Consider the following 19852-nt stretch of genomic DNA (forward strand, 5'->3'; position numbering starts at 1 on the left):
GATTAAAAAACTAAGGGGACGACATGGCAGCAAACCTGATCACGTTTACCGTGGCCTGCGGCGTCATCGCGGTCATCTACGGGCTGTGGGCCCGCGCCTGGATCCTGCGCCAGGACGCCGGCAACGCCCGCATGCAGGAAATCTCGCTGGCCATCCAGGAAGGCGCCGCCGCCTACCTCGGGCGCCAGTACCGCACCATCGGCATCGTCGGCCTGGTGCTCCTCGTTGCCATCTACTTTTTGCTGGGCGCCTGGACCGCGGGCGGCTTCCTCGCCGGCGCGGTGCTGTCCGGCGCCTGCGGCTTCATCGGCATGAACGTCTCGGTGCGCGCCAACGTGCGTACCGCCCAAGCCGCTGCCAAGGGCATGAACGAGGCGCTCGACGTCGCCTTCAAGGGCGGGGCGATCACCGGCATGCTGGTGGTCGGCCTCGGCCTGCTGGGCGTGACCCTGTTCTACTGGGCCCTGTCCGCCAATGGCGACGCAGCCCTTTCGCGCCATGACGTCATCAAGCCCCTGATCGGCCTCGCCTTTGGCGCTTCGCTCATCTCCATTTTCGCGCGGCTGGGCGGCGGCATCTTCACCAAGGGCGCCGACGTCGGCGCCGACCTCGTCGGCAAGGTCGAAGCCGGCATTCCCGAGGACGACCCGCGCAACCCGGCGGTGATCGCCGACAACGTGGGCGACAACGTCGGCGACTGCGCCGGCATGGCGGCCGATCTGTTCGAAACGTACGTGGTCACCCTGATTGCCACCATGCTGCTCGGCGCGCTGATGATCGTCGACGGCGCCGGCGAAGCCATGCTGTATCCGCTGCTGCTGGGGGCGGTGTCCATCCTCGGTTCCATCGTCGGCTGCGCCATGGTGCGCCACAAGCCGGGGCGCAAGATCATGTCGGCCCTGTACACCGGCCTGTGGTGGGCGGCCGGCCTGTCGCTGATCGGCTTCGCCGTCGTCACCTGGCTGGTCTGGGGCGACGAAGCCATGCGCGGCAGCATGCTCGGCTGCGCGGTGGTCGGCATCGTGCTGACCGGCCTCATGGTCTACATCACCGAGTACTACACCGGCACCGATTTCAAGCCGGTGCGCCACATCGCCGAAGCGTCGACCACCGGCCATGGCACCAACATCATCGCCGGCCTGGGCGTGTCAATGAAGTCCACCGCCTACCCGGTGCTCGCGGTCTGCATCGCCATCCTGGTCGCCTTCCAGCTGGGCGGCCTGTACGGCATTGCGATTGCCGCTACCTCGATGTTGTCGATGGCCGGCATCATCGTCGCGCTCGACGCCTATGGCCCGATCACCGACAACGCCGGCGGCATCGCCGAAATGAGCGGCATGCCGGATTCAGTGCGCGCGATTACCGACCCGCTCGATGCGGTGGGCAACACCACCAAGGCGGTCACCAAGGGCTATGCCATCGGCTCGGCCGGCCTGGCGGCGCTGGTGCTGTTCGCCGACTACACCCACGCGCTCGATTCGGTCGGCAAGTCCGTCGTCTTCGAACTGTCGAACCCGATGGTGATCGTCGGCCTGTTCATCGGCGGCCTGGTTCCCTACCTGTTCGGGGCGATGGCGATGGAAGCAGTGGGGCGCGCGGCGGGCGCGGTGGTGGTGGAAGTGCGGCGCCAGTTCCGCGACATCGTCGGCATCATGGCCGGCACCGGCAAGCCGGAATACGACAAGGCGGTGGACATGCTCACTGCCTCGGCGATCCGCGAAATGGTGGTGCCGTCGCTGCTGCCGGTGATCGTGCCGATCCTGGTCGGCATGCTGCTGGGGCCGGCCGCGCTTGGCGGGCTGCTGATGGGCACCATCATCACCGGGCTGTTCGTGGCGATCTCGATGACCACCGGCGGCGGCGCCTGGGACAACGCCAAGAAATACATCGAGGACGGCAACTACGGCGGCAAGGGTTCCGACACGCACAAGGCGGCCGTGACCGGCGACACCGTGGGCGACCCCTACAAGGACACGGCCGGCCCGGCGGTGAACCCACTCATCAAGATCATCAACATCGTCGCGCTGCTGCTGGTGCCGCTGTTGCCGGCGGCGGGCTGGATCGCGGTGTCCGAGCCCCAGCTCGCGCAGATGCGCAAGCCGGCGCACACGACCACGGCGCCGTCGGTGACTCCGACACGGGTTGCTGCTGAACAGCCTAGAACCCAGCCTTGAAGGAGAGGCCGGCAAGGCGGTAGGGTGGACGGCTTTGCCGTCCACGCGTCCAGCATACGGCAATGTTCGTAACGCAAGCCGGCACCGGAACGCAGGCTACAAAATTGTAACTAACCGACCTAAGCATTGCTGCCAACGTTGGCCGCCAGGGCCGATCACGCCGGCGTCAACGCAGCGCAGGCGTTAACACTGTGCCAACGCAGTGCAGCGTCAAGACTGCGTCGACGCTGCGCCAATCAATACTGCGTCGACGCTGCGCCAACGTGGATGCAAACCAGCTTCAACGCTGCTGCATGGCCTCGTCGATCGCCTGCGCCAGCGACGCATGGTCCGAATCCCCATGGTAGCGCTCGCCATTGATGAAGAAACTCGGCGTTCCGCTGGCTCCGGCGGCGCGTCCGGCTTCCGCTTGCGCCAGCACCTTGTCGCGATACCGCCCGCTCTCGAACTCGTCGCGCAAGCGCCCGGCATCGATCCCCATGGCGGCGGCGAGCGCGGGCAGGGCGTCCTCGTCCAGCATGCCCTGGTTCTCGAACAGCGCATCGTGCATCTCCCAGAACTTGCCCTGGGCGCCAGCGGCCTCGGCGGCTTCCGCCAGCGGCTGGGCGAGCGGGTGCAGGTCTGAGAGCGGCAGGTGCCGGTAGACCAGCCGCAGGCGGTCTCCGTGCTGGCGCCGCAATTCGCCCAGCGCCGCGTGCGCGCGGGCGCAATACGGGCACTGGAAATCGCCGTATTCGACCAGCGTGACCACGGCGCCGCTGCCGCCGCGCACGTGATCGTCCTGGGTAATGCCAAGTTCCTTGCTCATCCTGCCTCCATGATGGTGCCGGCCAATGCGGCGTCGATCTCATCATGGCACGGCCGGGCAGGGCGGTGGCGCAGGTTTCCCGTCAGAACACACACATCTTGCCGGCTTCCTCGCGCAGCCAGCCGCGGAAGTCCGGGTGCGCGATCGCGATCAGTTCCTGCGCCCTCTGCTTGGCCGACTTGCCGCGCAGCTGGGCCACGCCGTATTCGGTGACCACGTAGTTGACGTCGTTCTTGCTGGTGGTGGCGTGGGTGCCCGACGTGAGCGTGGGCACGATGCGCGAGATGGTGCCGTCCTTTGCCGTCGAGGGCAGCACGATAAAGGACTTGCCGCCGCGCGAACGGTTGGCGGCGCGCACGAAGTCGACCTGGCCGCCGGTGCCGGAATAGGGCAGGTGGGCAATGCTTTCGCTGCCGCATTGCCCGAGCAAGTCGACCTGCAAACTGGCGTTAATCGACACCAGCTTGTCGTTCTGGCCGGCGATGTAGGGGTCGTTGGTGAAGTTCGACGGGTGCATTTCCAGCATCGGGTTCTGGTGCATGAAGTCGTAGAGCTTGCGCGAGCCGAGCGCAAAGGTGGCCACCATCTTGCCGGGCAGGAGGGTCTTGCGCCGGTTGGTCACGGCGCCGCATTCGACCAGCTTCAGGATGCCGTCGCCGATCATCTCGGTATGGATGCCGAGGTCGTGCTTGTGGGTCAGCTGCATCACCACGGCGTCGGGAATGCCGCCATAGCCGATCTGCAGGGTCGAGCCATCCTCGATCATGTCGGCCACGTGCTTGCCGATGGCTTCCTGCACCGCGCCGATCGCCGGCAGGCCCACTTCCAGGATCGGCGTGTCGTCCTCGATCAGCGCGGTCACCTGCGAAATGTGCACGTGGCACTGGCCATGTGCGAAGGGTACATGCGGGTTCACTTCCAGCACCACCACGCGCGCCTTGGCCACCGCCGCCATGGTGTAGTCGGTGCCCAGGCTGAGCGAAAAGAAACCCTGGGCATTCATGCTCGACGCCATGGCGAAAACCACGTCGGCCGGCATCAGGCCGCGCTCGATCAGGGTCGGGATTTCGGAAAAATAATTCGGGATGAAGTCGCACCAGCCGCCCTGGCCACCCCCGCGCGAGGCGCCGCCGAAGAACAGCGCCGCGTGGCGCACGTGCCGGGCCGTGTCCTGCTCGAAGTAGCCGTACTTGCGCATCGCCAGGATCTGCGCCACCCGGATGCCTTGCCAGCGCGTGCGCGCTTCCGACAGGGCCGTGAGCAGGGCAGGCGGCTCGCCGACCCCGGTCGGCACGATGATCATGTCCTGGTCCTGCAGGTGCGCCAGCGCACCCGCGGCGTCGGTGCGTTTGGCCTGGTAGAGCTCGTGAACTGTCTGCATTGCCGTCTCCATCGTTGTGATTATCGTCGCGGCAATCATCACGCACATTGCCGGATTGTCCCCTTAGCGTAAACCGCGAAACTGACACGGACTTGACGCGGCGGCCATGCTGGCGCGCGCCATGGCGGGCAGGGGCGGCCGATAATCCCCGTATCGGCCCCAGGCCGCATGGAGGACGCCATGAAGCACACACCCCACCTCAAGCACTCGAAGCCCTTCCGGGCCACGCAAATCGCCCTGGCCCTGATGGTGGCGCTGGCCGCCGCAAGCGCGGCGCAACCGGCCCACGCGCAAACGCCGTCCGGGCAGCAACCCGAGCCACAGCGCCAGGCCGCACAGGCCGCCCAGGCCGGACAGGCTGCGCGCCAGCCGGCCCCGGCCACCGGCCCCAGCTACGGCCCGGTGCTGCATCCGCAGACGACCCGGGCCGAGCCCGGCGCCCAGCCGGAACAGACCCCGCAGGCCCAGGAAGAAAAAGCCGGCGGCCTGCCGCAACAGCAGCCGCACAAGGAAGCCGATCCGTCGGCGCGCCCGGCGCCACAGCAGCAGGCCCCGGCCAGGACGGATGGCAAGGAGCCGAAGAAGCAGGCGAATGCCACGCCGCGCCGCCCGGTCCAGTCATCGATTGCCCGCATGCCCGAAGGGCAGTCGAACCCGGCGCCGAATACGGTCGTGACGCCTCCCCCGCCTACGGTGGGCCCGCCGGCCGCGCCGCAGCCCAGTTCCGCCCGGCTCAACAGTTGCCTCGGCAACACCTGCACCGACAGCGGCGGCACGACCTACCAGACGAATGTCGGCAATGCCGGCGTCAGCAGCGAAGGACGCCTGTGCACGCGCAACGGCGCCAACGTGCAATGCTTTTAAGTCAGCGGTGGCTTTTCCCGCCAAAAGTTCGCTACAATCCTGTGGATTGACGTTTACGTAAACGTCAAAGCCAAGCGTCCTAGCGAACGCACAGAGACAAAAAGGGAAAACCATGCAAATTCAAGACAATGTGTTCATCGTCACCGGCGGCGCGTCGGGCCTGGGAGCGGCCACCGCGCGCATGATCACCGAAGCCGGCGGCAAGGTCGTCATCGCCGACGTGCAGGCCGAGGCCGGCGCGGCCCTGGCGGCGGAACTGAACGGCCAGTTCGTGCGCTGCGACGTGACCTCCGAGGCCGATGGCCAGGCGGTGGTGGCAGCGGCGGTCGCCCTGGGCACCCTGCGCGGCCTGGTCAACTGCGCCGGCGTCGCCCCGGCCGTGAAGACCGTGGGCAAGGACGGCCCGCACCCGCTGGACGTGTTCCAGCGCGCGGTGAACATCAACCTGGTCGGCACCTTCAACATGTCACGCCTGGCGGCCGAAGCGATGGGCAATACCGAAGCGGGTGAATACGGCGAGCGCGGCATCATCATCAACACCGCCTCGGTGGCGGCTTTCGACGGCCAGATCGGCCAGGCGGCCTACGGTTCCTCGAAAGCGGCCGTGGCCGGCATGACGTTGCCGATGGCGCGCGACCTGGCGCGCAGCGGCATCCGCGTGATGACGATCGCCCCGGGCATCTTCGAGACCCCGATGCTGATGGGCATGCCGCAGGAAGTGCGCGATTCGCTGGGCAAGATGGTGCCGTTCCCGCCGCGTCTCGGCATGCCGAAGGAATACGCGCACCTGGCCAAGGCCATCATCGAAAACGTGATGCTGAACGGCGAAACGATCCGCCTCGACGGCGCGATCCGCATGCAGCCGAAGTAAAGACGCTCTCTGAGCACTTTACATGGTGCCATGAGCCGTTTGACAATTTGATGTAGGATGCCAGACGGTATCGGGCGTGCGGCCCTGGTCGCACGCCCGTTTTGCTTTTTGGAGAATCGATGATCAAGTTGAAGATGCGCGCCAGCGCCGCGCTGTTGTCCGCCATGGCCACCCTGGCCGGCGTCACCTTGCCCGCCAGCCCGGCGTTTGCCCAGAAGACGGCGGAGCGCCCAGCCGCGGCCCAGGACACCGCCCAGCGCGCCCCCGAGATCGCCACCGGCTACGAAGAAAAGGCCGGCTGGGCCGCGAAGAAGTACATGGTCGCCGCCGCCAATCCGCTCGCGGTCGAGGCCGGCTACGAGATGCTTAAGAAGGGCGGCAGCGCCATCGACGCCGCCATCGCCACACAAATGGTGCTGACCCTGGTTGAGCCGCAAAGCTCGGGCATCGGCGGCGGCGCCTTCCTGGTTCACTACGACGGCAAGAAAACGCAGGCCTTCGACGGCCGCGAAACCGCGCCGATGGCGGCCGACGAGCACCTGTTCGAAAAGCCGGACGGCACGCCGCTTTCGCGCACCGCCGGCGTGGTCGGCGGGCGCTCGGTCGGCGCACCGGGCGTGCTGCGCATGCTGGAACTGGCCCACAAGCAGCACGGCAAGCTGCCCTGGAAAACCCTGTTCGGGCCGGCGATCCGCCTGTCCGAGCGCGGCTTCCCGGTCAGCGCTCGCCTGAACGGCATGCTGATGTGGGACGCCCATATCCGCAAGGACCCGACGGCCGCCGCCTACTTTTACGACAAGGAGGGCAACCCGCGCCCGGTCGGCTACCTGCTGAAGAACCCGGCCCTGGCCAAGACCCTGCGCGAGATCGCGGGCGGCGGTGCCGACGCCTTCTACAAGGGCCACATCGCGCGCGACATCGCCGCCAAGGTCAAGGCACACCCGACCAACCCGGGCCTGCTCACCGCGAAAGACATTGCCGACTACCGCCCGAAGGTGCGCGAGCCGGTCTGCAGCGACTACCGCGTGTACACCGTGTGCGGCATGCCGCCGCCATCCTCGGGCGGGATCGCCGTGGCCCAGATGCTGGCCATGTTCGAAACGCGCGACATGCGCGCACTCGCGCCCACGAACGGCGTGCCAGGCGCCGACGCCGTGCACCTGTTCTCGGAAGTCGGCCGCCTGGCCTACGCCGACCGCAACCGCTACGCCGCCGACACCGACTTCGTGCCGCTGCCGGGCCGCGGCCTGCCCGGCCTGATCGACAAGGCCTACATGGCGAAACGCGCCGCCCTGATCGGCGAAAAGTCGATGGGCGAGGCGCCGGCCGGCAATCCGCCGGGCATGGAAACGGCCTGGCTCTGGGGCAAGGACAACGCCATCGAGACGCCGTCGACCTCGCACCTGGTGGTGGTCGACGGCCATGGCGCCGGGCTGTCGATGACAACGACCGTGGAAGACGCTTTCGGCTCGCGCCAGATGGTCGATGGCTTCATCCTGAACAACCAGCTTACCGACTTCAGCTTCGCGGCGCGCGACAAGGATGGCCCGGTGGCGAATCGCGTCGAGCCGGGCAAGCGTCCGCGTAGCGCCATGTCGCCGACCATCGTCTTCGACACCAGGACGGGCAAGCTGGTGCTGGCGGTCGGCTCGCCCGGTGGCCCGGCCATCATCAACTACGTCGCCAAGACCCTGGTCGGCACCCTCGACTGGGGCCTGAACATGCAGCAGGCGATCGCCTTGCCGAACTTCGGCAGCCGCAACGGCCCGACCGAGATCGAGGCCGGCCGCTTCCCGCAGGCCACCGTCGACGCCCTGAAGGCGCGCGGCCACAAGGTCCAGCAGACCGAGCAGAACTCGGGCCTGCACGGCATCATGCGCATGGCCATCCATGGCGAGTCCTGGTGGTTCGGCGGCGCCGACCCGCGCCGCGAGGGCGTTGCAAAAGGAGACTAAAAGTCTGCAAAAATGCAGGAAACGATTGATCGGAGAGCAATAATTTCCCTCTAGACTCACTTTGTTTGCTACCCTTACGGAGTGGATAGGGAACAGACAAGTCGATCGGCCGTGAACAGGGCAGGGGCGCCAGCTGCCTGCCCTGCTAGCGCCTGCCTTGCGTTTGCATGTACCTTGCAGCGGGCGCTGCTTTCCGCATGAAGGCGCTGCTGTTCATCCTGCTGCTGGCCGTGGCCGGCGGGTTCGGCGCGCCGGCCCCGGCCTGGAGCGCGCCGGCCCCGACCATGCGCTTCGAGCACCTGAGCGTCGAGGATGGCCTGGCCCAGGAATCGGTGCTGGCCATGGCCCAGGACAGCGACGGCTTCATGTGGTTCGGCACCCAGAACGGCCTGTCGCGCTTCGACGGCTACCGCTTCGTCAATTTCCGCAACGCCGTCGGCGACCCCGCCACCCTGCCCAGCAACTGGATCCGCGTGCTGCACGTCGACCGCGAAGGGCGGCTCTGGGTCGGCACCGACGGCGGCCTGGCGCGCTACGACGCGGCGACCCAGGGTTTCCAGCACTTCCTGCCCGAGGAGCCGGCCCGGCGCGGCAACGGCAACCGCCACGTGCGCGCCATCATCGACGACGGCAAGGGCGGTTTCTGGCTCGGCACCGGCGACGGCCTGCAGCACTTCGACGTCGCCAGCGGCCGCTTCACCACCTGGCACCACGTGCCGGGCGACCCCGACAGCCTGGCCAGCGACGACATCAATGCGCTGGCGCTCGACCGCAGCGGCCTGCTGTGGATCGGCACCACGGCCGGCGTCGACAGCTTCGACCTGGCGCTGAAGCGCTTCGAGCACCACGGCAGCGGCAGGCCGGAGCCGCGCGAGGCCGCGCGCGAGACCGCGCACGAGACCGCGCACGAGACCGTACATGCGCTGCTGGTGGACGCCGCCAACACCCTGTGGATCGGCTCTCTCGGCGGCCTCGAGCGCATGGCCCTGGCCGGACCGGAAGTCGGACGGCGCCAGCGCCTCGGGCCGCAGGAGGGCATCCCGCGCGCCTGGATCAGCGCGCTCTACCAGGACGCCCAGGGCCAGGTGTGGGTCGGCTCCCACGACGAAGGCCTGTACCGCTGGGACGCGGCGCAGGCGCGTTTCGAGGTGCACCGCCAGGTGGTCGCCGACAGTCACAGCCTGGCCGACAACCACATCGCCGCGCTCTACCGCGACCGCGTCGGTACCTTCTGGGCCGGCACCTGGTATGCCGGCGTGTCGCGCGTGGACCTGGGCAGCGGCGGCTTCGCGCGCATCGTGCGCGAGCGCGACGGCGCCGCCACGGCCGACAACCGCGTCAGGGGCATCGAGAACGACGGCAGCGGCAAGCTGTGGCTGGCCTCGACCACCAGCCTGCAGCTGTACGACCCGGCCGCGCCCGGCCAGGCCAACCGCATCTGGCGCCATGAGCCGGGCAACCCGAACAGCCTGATCGACAACACCGTGAACGCCGTGGTGCGCGACCGCCAGGGCCTGCTCTGGGTCGGCGGGCGCACCGGCATCACCAGCTTCGATCCGAAGACGGGGCGCTTCGTGCGCCAGGTACTGGCGGCAAACGACAGGAACGGGGCGAACGCCAACAACGTGCGCGCCATGAGCCTGGGCCGCGACGGCATGGTGTGGATCGCCACCAAGGGCGGCCTGCACATGCTCGACCCGGCCACGCGCCAGGTGACCAGCTACCGCCACGATCCGGCGCGCCAGGCCAGTTTGTCCGACAATTCGGTGCGCCCGGTGCTGGAAGACCGGCGCGGGCGGCTCTGGGTCGGCACCTTTAATGGTCTCGACCTGCTGGACCGCGCCAGCGGGCGCTTCCGCCATTTCCGCCACGACGGCTACGACCCCACCAGCCTGAGCCACGACGAGATCCACTACCTGATGGAAGACCGCGCCGGCAACGTCTGGGTCGGCACCGCGGTCGGCCTGAACAAGATGGTGACGGCCGCCGACGGCTCGGTCAGTTTTGTCCGCTACACCATGCGCGACGGCCTGGTCGACGACGCCGTGGCAGCGATGCTGGAAGACGCCGACGGCGCAATCTGGATCAGCACCACCAACGGCCTGTCGCGCTTCGACCCTGCCACCAACACCTGGCGCAGCTACACGGCCGCCGACGGCACCGTCGACGGCGCCTATTTCGACGCGGCGGCGGCGCGCGCGCCCGACGGCAGCCTGTACTTCGGCGGCTTCAACGGCATCACCGCTTTCGACCCGCGCGCGCTGCGCTACAACCGCATTCCGCCGCGCGCCGTGATCACCGGCTTCCAGATCTTCAACCGCCCGGTACAGCAGGCCTGGCCCGAGCTGCTCGACGGCCCGATCGAGAATGCGCGCTCGATCACGCTGTCCTCTAGGCACTCGGTGTTCTCGCTCGAGTTCTCGGCCCTGCACTATGCGGCGCCGAAGCGCAACCGCTTCGCCTACAAGCTCGAGGGCTTCGACCAGGCCTGGGTGAGTGCCGACGCCAGCAAGCGCTTTGCCACCTACACCAACCTCGACCCGGGCCGCTACGTGTTCCATGTGCGCGCCGCCAACAAGGACGGTGTCTGGAGCGAGACCCCGGCCACGCTGGAAATCGTGATCGAGCCGCCGGCCTGGGGCACCTGGTGGTTCCGCGTCGCCGGCGCCTTGATGCTGCTGAGCGCCGGCTACGGCGGCTACCGCCTGCGCATCGGCAGCCTGCACCGCCAGCAGCTGCGCCTGGAGCGCCAGGTCGGCGCCCGCACCGAGGAAATCGGGCTGCAGAACCGCCTGCTCGAACGCCAGACCGCCGAGCTGCGCGAGCGCGAGCAGCAGGTGCGCCAGAACACCATCGAACTGGGCGAGGCGAACCGCGCCCTGCACGAGAACGAGCGCCGCCTGCAGCTGGCCGCGCGCCGCGCCGAGGACGCCGCACGCCAGAAGTCCGAGTTCCTGGCCAACATGAGCCATGAGATGCGCACGCCGCTGGCCGGCGTGATCGGCATGCTCGGCTTCGCCCTGCGCGACGGCCAATTAAAAGAAAGCACACGCGAGCAGATCGCGCGCGGCCAGGCGAATGCCGAGGCGCTGCTGGCGATCATCAACGACCTGCTCGACTTTTCCAAGATCGAGGCCGGCAAGCTCACCGTCGAGACCATCGACTTCGGGCTCGACGCGGCCATCGGCAACGTGGCCGCCCTGTTCGAGGAGCAGGCCGCCGCCCTCAGCATCGACTTCGCGATCGAGCTGGCGCCCGACCTGCCGCGCTTCGTGCGCGGCGACCCGACCCGGCTGCGCCAGGTGCTGGTCAACCTGGTCGGGAATGCCTTCAAGTTCACGCCGGCCGGGCAGGTGCTGCTGCGCGTCGAGCGCCGGACCGAGGACCAGGCCTGCACGGAGGACCTCGAGCAGGACAGGACTCCGCACTTCATCCGCTTTTCGGTGCAGGACACCGGCATCGGCATCGCCGCCGAGGCCTTGCCGCGCCTGTTCCAGAAGTTCGAGCAGGCCGACGCCACCACCACGCGCCGCTACGGCGGCACCGGCCTGGGGCTGGCGATCTGCCGCCAGCTGGTCGAGCTGATGAACGGGACGATCGAGGCGCACAGCGAGCCTGGCAAGGGCAGCACCTTCAGCTTCGTGCTGCCGTTCGACGAAGGCATCGAACCGGCCCGGGCCGAACCTGCGGTCTTCCTGCCCCACACCCACCGCCTGCATGTGCTGTGCGCAGAGGACTTCGCCACCAACCAGATCATCGCGCGCATGATGGTCGAGGATATGGGCCACAGCATCGACGTGGTCGAGAACGGCGCACTGGCGGTGGCGGCCTGCGCCCGCACGCACTACGACATCGTGCTGATGGACGGGCGCATGCCGGAGATCGACGGCGCCACCGCCACGCGCCTGATCCGCGCCGGCGGCACGCTCGACGCGCCGGTGCTCGACCCGCGCGTGATGATCGTGGCGCTGACGGCGAACGCCAGCAACGAAGACCGCGACCGCTACCTGGCCTGCGGCATGGACGCCTTCCTCACCAAGCCGATCGACGAGGCGGCCCTGCACCGCCAGCTCGGCCTGGCCATCGAACGCCAGCTGGCGCGCGGCATCGCGCTGGTGCCGATGGCGGCGCCGCTGCCGCCATCGGCACCAGCAGCGGCGCCGACGACGGCCGAACTCGACGCCCTGTTCGGGATCGCGCCGGAGGAGGCGCCGCCGGCGGAGGCTGCCCCGGCTCCAGCTGCGGAGCATCCGGCCGGCGACCTCCAGGCCCGGCTGCGCGCCGCCTTTGCCGCCGACCTGCCGCGCCGCCGCCGCGAGCTGCGCGCCGCGCTCGACGACGGCGACGACGAGGCCTGCGCACGCGTGCTGCACGGCTTGCGCGGCAGCGCCGGCCACCTTGGTGCGCGCGAACTGGCGGTGCTCTGCGCGCGCCTGGAAAAGGCGGCCGACAGCGGCCGCCGCGACGAACTGCGCGCCGGCCTGCCGCGCCTGGATGCGCTGCTCGACGCCTTCGACACCTCCCTTACCTGATCCTCCGAACCGATGTCTTCAACAAGTAACATCATGCCGGCGGCGCCGGCGCCCATGCCCCAGGTGCTGGTCGTCGACGATGACGTGGTCTCGCGCATGATGCTGATGCATCTGGTCGATACCTGCGGCCGGTTCGAGATCCTGGAAGCGGAAGACGGCGCCGACGCCTGGCGCCAGCTCGAGGCCGGCCTGCGTCCGGCCATGGTGTTCTGCGACCTGCGCATGCCGCACCTGTCGGGCACCGAGCTGCTGGCGCGGGTCAAGGCGCACCCGCAGCTGGCCGCGCTGCCCTTCGTGCTGGTCTCGGCCGCCAACGACGGCGACAGCATGAGCGAAGCGGCCGCGCTGGGGGCCGACGGCTACGTGGTCAAGCCCTTCCGCGTGGAGCAACTGCGGCCCTGGCTGGCGGCCCTGGGGCAGGCCGAGGCGCCGCAGGACAGCGCGCGCCGCCTCGGCATCGACCTGGCGCGCCTGCGGCTCTACCTCGGCGGCCTGGCGCGCCAGCTCGACGACACGGCAACCGGCCTGGCGGCGCTGCTGGCCGATGCGCCGGCGGCGCGCGCGCGCCTGGCGCGCCTGGAAGAGGGCTGCGTCACGCTCGGCCTGCACGCGGCGGCGGCGCGCCTGGCGCAGGCGCGCGCATCTATGGCGCCCGCCGCGCTGGCCGAGGCGCTGGCCGCGGCCAGTACAGCGGTCGGACGCCAGGCGCAGCGCGTGGACGGGGCCTGACCCCGAGTCCCGAATCCAGGTTCGCACTGCAGGGCCTGGCCATCCCGACAATTCGCTTGTCGGCACGATCGTTTAGACTTAAAGTATCTCCCGGATATTGGCTGATCACCCAACCGGGACGACCATGACAAGCTCGCAGACGGTAGAACCCAGAGCAGCACTCAGTCCTTCCTCGCACGTCGACGGCTTTGCCCGCGACCATCTTCCGCCACCCGGCGAGTGGCCCGAATTCCTGTTCGATCTCCCGGCGCTGCGCTACCCGCAGCGCATCAACTGCGCCGTCGAACTGCTCGACGCGGCGCTGGCGCGCGGCTGGGGCGAACGCACGGCCTTGATCGGCGCCGGCGAGCGCCTGAGCTATGCCGGGCTCGCGGCGCGGGTCGACCGCATCGCCCATGTGCTGCTGCGCGATTTGCACCTGGTGCCGGGAAACCGCGTGCTGCTGCGCGGCGCGAATTGCCCGGCCATGGCGGCGGCGATCCTGGCCGTGTTCAAGGCCGGCTGCATCGCGGTGCCGACCATGCCGCTGCTGCGCGCGCGCGAACTCGGCGCCATCGCCGCCAAGGCGCGGGTCAACGCGGTGCTGTGCGCCGCCGGCCTGCGCGCCGAAATCGACGCCCTGCACGAAGTCCTGGGCGAAGGCGCGCCGCCGGTAACGTTGTTCGACGCCCCCGGCAACCCGGCCGCATTGGAAAACCTGATGGCGCGCCACGGCGACCCGTTCGCGGCCACCGACACCGCGGCGGACGACGTCTGCCTGATCAGCTTCACCTCGGGCACTACCGGCGTCCCGAAGGGCACGATGCATTTCCACCGCGATCTGCTGGCGATCTGCGATTGCTTCCCGGTGCACACCCTGGAGTCGCGCGGCGACGACATCTTCATCGGCACCCCGCCGCTGGCCTTCACCTTTGGCCTGGGCGGGCTGCTGTTGTTCCCGCTGCGCGTGGGTGCGGCCGCGGTGCTGATCGAAAAGCCCACGCCCGAGACCCTGCTGGCCGCCATCGCCGCCGAGCACGCCACGGTTTGCTTCACGGCGCCGACCTTCTACCGCCAAATGGCGCAGCTGGCGGCGAGCCACGATTTGTCCAGCCTCACGCGCACGGTGTCGGCCGGCGAGGCGCTGCCGCTGGCCACGCGCGAAGCCTGGCAGGCGGCGACCGGCCTGGCCATGATCGACGGCATCGGCGCCACCGAGATGCTGCACATCTTCATTTCCGCGGCCGGCGACGCGATCCGTCTTGGGGCCACCGGCAGGCCGGTGCCGGGCTACCAGGCCTGCGTGCTCGATGCCGAAGGCAAGCCGGTGGGGCCAGGCGTGATCGGGCGCCTGGCGGTGAAGGGGCCGACCGGCTGCCGCTACCTGGCCGATCCGCGCCAGCGCGACTACGTGCAGGACGGCTGGAACCTGACCGGTGACGCCTACGAAATGGACGGCGACGGCTATTTCTATTACCGCGCGCGGATGGACGACATGATCATCTCGGCCGGCTACAACATCGCCGGCGTCGAAGTCGAGGAAGCGCTGCTGCGCCACCCGTCGGTGGCCGAATGCGCGGTCATCGGCCGCCCGGACGAGGAACGCGGGCAGGTGGTCGAGGCCCACGTGGTCGTGCGCGGCGGGCAGGAAGGGGGCGCGGCGCTGGAGCGCGAATTGCAGGAATTCGTTAAGCGCCAGATCGCGCCGTACAAATATCCGCGACGCATCGTGTTCCGCGACGCACTGCCACGCACCGAAACCGGTAAACTGCAGCGTTTCAAACTACGCGCCGAAGCGGCGCCGGCGCAGAATGCAGGATGAAAACAGGCAGGGAACAGGCACACCGCAGGGACTCGACCTGGCCACACGCTTGAGCAGCGAGCACCACCAGTCGCTCAAGCTATGGCTGCGCATGCTCTCGTGCACCGTGCGCATCGAGAACGAGATCCGCAGCCGCCTGCGCGCCGGCTTCGGCATCACGCTGCCGCGCTTCGATCTGATGGCCCAGCTGGAACGCCATCCCGAGGGTTTGCGCATGGGCGAACTGTCGCGGCGCATGATGGTCACCGGCGGCAACATCACCGGCATCACCGACCAGCTCGAACGCGAGGGGCTGGTGGAACGCGTGCCCGACCCGCAGGACAAGCGCGCCTTTGCCGTCAGGCTCACCGCGGCCGGCCAGGCGGCGTTCGGCGCCATGGCGAGGGTGCACGAAGGCTGGGTCGAGGAATTGCTGGGACATGTGGCGCCCCAGGACAAGGAGCGCCTGATCGCACTGCTCAGTGCAATGAAGGCGGGGCTGGACGAGCGCGGCGGCGCGTAAAATTCGCCGCGCCGGCTCGCCGCGCCCGCTCATTGCGGGGCAGCGTCCTCAGGTGCGTTCGTGCTGTTCCTGCTTTTGGGACGACTCCTTGGCCGCCGGCTTGTAGGTGACCACGCGGTACAAATACCAGGCCAGCATCGCGCCGAGGATGGTCTTCGATACCGGGTCGACGTATTTCGCCACATCCTTGTAATTGTCCTCGAGCAGGAAGCCGGCCGCCGTCAGCAGGCCGGTCCAGGCCAGCGAGCCGATCGTCGAATACAGCAGGAACTGGCCCAGGTTCATGTTGCCGAGCCCGGCCGGCACCGAGATCAGGGTGCGCACCGCCGGCACCAGGCGCCCGAACAGCACCGCCTTCTTGCCGTGCTTGTGGAAGGCGTCGAGCGCCTTGTCGATGTCGTCGGGCGTGATCGTCAGCCAGCGCGCGCGGCGCCCGGCCAGCTTCTTCAGGCGCTCGCAGCCATACACCTTGGCCGCGTAGTACCAGGGCAGGGCGCCCACCACCGAACCGGCAGTGCCGGCGATCAGTACGCCCACCACGTTCAGGTCGCCGCGCGCGGCAACGAAGCCGGCGAAGGGCATGATCATCTCGGATGGAATTGGCGGAAAGATATTCTCCAGCGCCATCAGTGCAAAGACGCCGAGATAGCCGCTTTTCTCCAAGAAATTCGTGATGAAGTCGAACATGGATGCCGTCCTCCAGATCAGTGATAAGGCCATCCTAACCGCGAATACGGCGGCTTTATGTTCGGCAGGGCACGCTTGTGCGCAATCGCACCGGGCAAACGATGTATACCGTTTATCCGCACCAGGATGAGGCAAGCCTGCACCGGCGGTGCGCCCGGCAAGGCATCATGCCTCCCCGGAATGGTGCATTCGATTGGACAAGCCCCCGCCCACTGGTTAACATAGCAATTTATTAAGAACAGTGCTTCCCGGAGACACAACGAATGAAACGCGCTTACGAAATGGCCCAGCTGCGCCGCCCGCCAAACCGCCTCTCTCCCAAGGAGTATGACATGTACGGCCTGGCCGGCATGAGCTGGGAAGAAAAATCGCAGTTCCTGGGCGAGAAGTCGTCGACGGCCACCACGTCGAACAACGACCTGCGTGCACAGGCGCTGACGGCGGACAAATTGATTGCCTATGGCATCCTGCGCCTGCACGATTTTCCCTTCCCCCCAATCCAGGCGATCGGCCATCCGACGCGCAGCTTTCCCGGCGCTGTGTCGCTGCGCTCCGTGGAGGAGGTGACCGAATACCTGGCGAGCCGGGCGGTCTTCCCGGTCTTCATGAAGCCGATTGCCGGCAACGGCGGCGCCGGCTCGGTCTGGGTCGATGGCTATGCCGACGGCAAGCTGCAGCTGCGCAATGGCGAAACCATCGCCGTCGACCAGTATTTCAAGCGCTGGCTGAGCCGCGAAGGCATCATGCTGCAAAGCGTGGCGCGTCCGCACCCGGAACTCGACGCACGCTTCGGCCCGCGCCTGGCAACGGCGCGCGTGGTGGTGCTGGTCGACGACAGCGGGCCGCTGGTCCACCGTGCCGTGCTGCGTATCCCGGTTGGCAAGAACATGATCGATAATTTCCGGCATGGCGCCACCGGCAACCTGCTGGGCGCCATCGACGTCGATACCGGTGTCCTGTTCAATGTCATCGGAAGGAAAGGTTCACGCCTGGAACCGGTCCCGGCGCACCCGGATACCGGCCAGCAGATCGTCGGCTGCACGCTGCCCGACTGGCAGCAGGCGGTCGCGATGTGCCTGCGCGCCGCGCCCTTGTTCCCGGGGATCATGTACCAGTCCTGGGACATCGCGTTCACTGACCAGGGGCCGCAAACCATCGAGGTGAATTCGGGCGGAGACGTGGACGTGCTGCAACTGGCCTCGGGACGCGGCATTGCGGATGAAACGTGGTGGAAATTGTTCCGGGAACCGAAACCGCAGAATGTGGTGCGGCGCTGGATGATGCGCAGCGGGCCGTGGAGCGACGGGCGCTGAGAGGTTTGGTCCCCCCGACTGGAATCGAACCAGTATCCCACGCTTAGGAGGCATGTGCACTATCCATTGTGCTACGGGGAGGACGCGCGTGCTGCCGGGGCGGCACGAAAGCAGGACAGGCCTGCAGTTCGGCGAGCGGACCCTGCAAGGCAGGCCGGTATCGTGAACCGAGTGCAATTATAGCCGAGGAAAGCGGATTCTTTGGAAGTGTGCGTGCCGCAATCGGTACAATGTCGGCTTCTTTCAATTGATTCCGCCGCGCCGCTGCTCGACCACGAGCGTCGAGCGGCCCGCACACAGATTATGGCTGTCATTTCCCTTACGTCCGCGCAATTGGCATTTGGCCACGTCGCACTGCTCGACCACGCGGATTTTTCCCTTGAAACCGGCGAGCGCGTCGGCCTGATCGGCCGCAACGGCACCGGCAAGTCCTCGCTCCTGAAAACCATCGCCGGCCGCTTCAAGCTCGACGATGGCCTGCTGGTCATGCAGCAGGGCCTGAAGATCGCCTATGTCGAGCAGGAGCCGACCTTCGATCCGGAGTCGACGGTGTTCGACGCGGTGGCCGCCGGCATGGGCGAGCTGCAAGGCATGCTGGCCGAATACGAAGCGCTGACCGGCCAGTTCGGCCAGGGCGACGACGAGGCGCTGATGGAGCGCATGCATGTGATCCAGGTGAAACTCGACGCCACCGATGGCTGGAACCTGGGCAACAAGGTCGACACCACCCTCGACCGCCTGGGCCTGGCGCGCGATGCGAAAATGGGCACGCTCTCGGGCGGCATGCAAAAGCGCGTGGCGCTGGCCGTCGCCCTGGTCTCGGCACCCGACGTGCTGCTGCTCGACGAACCGACCAACCACCTCGACTTCAAGTCCATCATGTGGCTGGAAGGCCTGCTGCGCGAATTCCGCGGCTCCGTCCTGTTCATTACCCACGACCGCAGCTTCCTCGACAACGTGGCGACCCGCATCATCGAACTCGACCGTGGGCGTCTGCTTTCGTTCCCCGGCAATTTCTCGACCTACCAGGAACGCAAGCGCGAACTGCTGGCGAACGAGGAAGTGGAGAATGCCAAGTTCGACAAGTTCCTGGCCCAGGAAGAAGTGTGGATCCGCAAGGGCGTGCAGGCGCGCCGTACCCGCGACGAAGGCCGCGTGCGCCGCCTGGAAGCCCTGCGCCTGCAGCGCGCCGCTCGGCGCGAGACGCAAGGCCAGATCAAGCTCGACGTCGGCACCGGCGAGCGTTCGGGCAAGATCGTGGCGGAACTGGAAAACGTGTCCAAGGCGTATGGCGAAAAGGTGATCGTTACCAACTTCACGGGCACCATCCTGCGCGGCGACAAGGTCGGCCTGATCGGCCCGAACGGCGCCGGCAAGACCACGCTGCTGAAGATGATCCTCGGCGAGGAAAGCGCCGACAGCGGCACGACCCGCCTCGGCACCAAGCTGAACGTGGCGTACTTCGACCAGATGCGCACCCAGCTGAACGAGGAGGCCAGCCTGGCCGACACGATTTCTCCGGGCAGCGACTGGGTCGAGGTCAATGGCCAGCGCAAGCACGTCATGACTTACCTGAACGATTTCCTGTTCGCACCGGAACGCTCGCGTTCGCCGGTGAAGTCGCTGTCCGGCGGCGAGCGCAACCGCTTGCTGCTGGCGCGCCTGTTCGCCAAGCCGGCCAACTGCCTGGTGCTGGACGAACCGACCAACGACCTCGACATCGACACCCTGGAACTGCTGGAAGAGCTGCTGGAAGAGTACACCGGCACCGTGTTCCTGGTCAGCCACGACCGCACCTTCCTCGACAATGTCGTGACCCAGGTGATCGTGGCCGAAGGACAGGGCCAGTGGCGCGAATACGTGGGCGGCTATAGCGACTGGGAGCGGGTCAAGGCAATCGAGCCGAAGACGGCCGCCCCGGCCCCGGCTGCAGCCAAGGCCGCGCCGGCACCGGCTGCCGAGGCCCCGGCGGCGGCATCTGGCGCCAAGAAAGTGAAGCTGAGCTACAAGGAGCAGCGCGAGCTGGAAGAGCTGCCCAAGCTGATCGCTTCGCTCGAGGACGAACAGGCCCTGATCACGGCCCAGCTGAACGCGCCGGACTTCTATAAAACCAATCCGGCCGACGCGCGCCGCATCAACGCGCGCTTCAGCGAGATCGACGAGCAGTTGATGGAAGCGCTGGAGCGCTGGGAGCAGATCGAGGCGCGCGCCCGCGGCGACGCCTGACCCGGCTGC

13 protein-coding genes and 1 tRNA gene are annotated in these 19852 nt (G+C 67.8%); 10 read left to right on the top strand and 4 right to left on the bottom strand.

Annotated elements, in window-relative coordinates; genetic code table 11:
* Positions 1-23: 23 nt before the first annotated feature.
* Positions 24-2174, top strand: a complete 2151-nt coding sequence (locus tag ACWYRN_RS16275) for a sodium-translocating pyrophosphatase (RefSeq protein ID WP_488688626.1) — start codon at positions 24-26, stop codon at positions 2172-2174.
* Between the two features lie 280 nt (positions 2175-2454).
* Here ACWYRN_RS16275 and ACWYRN_RS16280 read toward each other — a convergent pair whose 3' ends face one another.
* Positions 2455-2982 (bottom strand): DsbA family protein, encoded by a 528-nt coding sequence (locus ACWYRN_RS16280; RefSeq protein WP_488688627.1) that lies wholly within the window; start codon positions 2980-2982, stop codon positions 2455-2457.
* Positions 2983-3064: 82 nt separating this feature from the next.
* The gene (locus ACWYRN_RS16285; RefSeq protein WP_488688628.1) at positions 3065-4363 is read right to left on the bottom strand and encodes an acetyl-CoA hydrolase/transferase family protein; all 1299 of its coding nucleotides are present in this window, start codon (positions 4361-4363) and stop codon (positions 3065-3067) included.
* A gap of 180 nt (positions 4364-4543) precedes the next feature.
* Between ACWYRN_RS16285 and ACWYRN_RS16290 the strand changes: the two genes are divergently transcribed.
* The 7 genes from ACWYRN_RS16290 to ACWYRN_RS16320 all read left to right on the top strand — a co-directional run bounded on the left by ACWYRN_RS16290 (position 4544) and on the right by ACWYRN_RS16320 (position 15617).
* Positions 4544-5227, top strand: coding sequence for a hypothetical protein (locus ACWYRN_RS16290; RefSeq protein ID WP_488688629.1), 684 nt, complete (start codon positions 4544-4546; stop codon positions 5225-5227).
* A gap of 112 nt (positions 5228-5339) precedes the next feature.
* Positions 5340-6098: a 3-hydroxyacyl-CoA dehydrogenase gene (locus ACWYRN_RS16295; RefSeq protein ID WP_488688630.1), complete on the top strand. Its 759-nt coding sequence runs from the start codon at positions 5340-5342 to the stop codon at positions 6096-6098.
* 119 nt (positions 6099-6217) lie between these two features.
* Positions 6218-8053, top strand: a complete 1836-nt coding sequence (gene ggt / locus ACWYRN_RS16300) for a gamma-glutamyltransferase (protein ID WP_488688631.1) — start codon at positions 6218-6220, stop codon at positions 8051-8053.
* Between the two features lie 167 nt (positions 8054-8220).
* On the top strand, positions 8221-12585 hold the full coding sequence (locus ACWYRN_RS16305; protein ID WP_488688632.1) for a two-component regulator propeller domain-containing protein: 4365 nt from the start codon (positions 8221-8223) through the stop codon (positions 12583-12585).
* Positions 12586-12597: 12 nt separating this feature from the next.
* Positions 12598-13314, top strand: coding sequence for a response regulator (locus tag ACWYRN_RS16310; RefSeq protein ID WP_488688633.1), 717 nt, complete (start codon positions 12598-12600; stop codon positions 13312-13314).
* Between the two features lie 124 nt (positions 13315-13438).
* Positions 13439-15115 (top strand): AMP-binding protein, encoded by a 1677-nt coding sequence (locus ACWYRN_RS16315; protein WP_488688634.1) that lies wholly within the window; start codon positions 13439-13441, stop codon positions 15113-15115.
* The gene (locus ACWYRN_RS16320; RefSeq protein ID WP_488688635.1) at positions 15105-15617 is read left to right on the top strand and encodes a MarR family winged helix-turn-helix transcriptional regulator; all 513 of its coding nucleotides are present in this window, start codon (positions 15105-15107) and stop codon (positions 15615-15617) included. The genes ACWYRN_RS16315 and ACWYRN_RS16320 overlap by 11 nt, the downstream gene beginning before the upstream one ends.
* Before the next feature lie 48 nt (positions 15618-15665).
* On the opposite strand, the gene ACWYRN_RS16325 is transcribed toward ACWYRN_RS16320, so the two are convergent.
* On the bottom strand, positions 15666-16304 hold the full coding sequence (locus ACWYRN_RS16325; RefSeq protein ID WP_488688636.1) for a DedA family protein: 639 nt from the start codon (positions 16302-16304) through the stop codon (positions 15666-15668).
* 263 nt (positions 16305-16567) lie between these two features.
* On the opposite strand from ACWYRN_RS16325, the gene ACWYRN_RS16330 reads away from it, so the two are divergent.
* A complete protein-coding gene (locus tag ACWYRN_RS16330; protein WP_488688637.1) occupies positions 16568-17617 on the top strand; it encodes a sugar-transfer associated ATP-grasp domain-containing protein in 1050 nt (349 codons plus the stop codon).
* 6 nt (positions 17618-17623) lie between these two features.
* On the opposite strand, the gene ACWYRN_RS16335 is transcribed toward ACWYRN_RS16330, so the two are convergent.
* Positions 17624-17698 (bottom strand) — tRNA-Arg (locus tag ACWYRN_RS16335).
* A gap of 222 nt (positions 17699-17920) precedes the next feature.
* Here ACWYRN_RS16335 and ACWYRN_RS16340 point away from each other — a divergent pair.
* Positions 17921-19843 carry an ATP-binding cassette domain-containing protein gene (locus ACWYRN_RS16340; RefSeq protein WP_488688638.1) on the top strand — a complete coding sequence of 641 codons (1923 nt, stop codon included), beginning with the start codon at positions 17921-17923 and terminating at the stop codon, positions 19841-19843.
* The last annotated feature ends 9 nt before the right edge of the window (positions 19844-19852 follow it).

Source organism: Massilia sp. BAP21 (genome assembly GCF_057801335.1).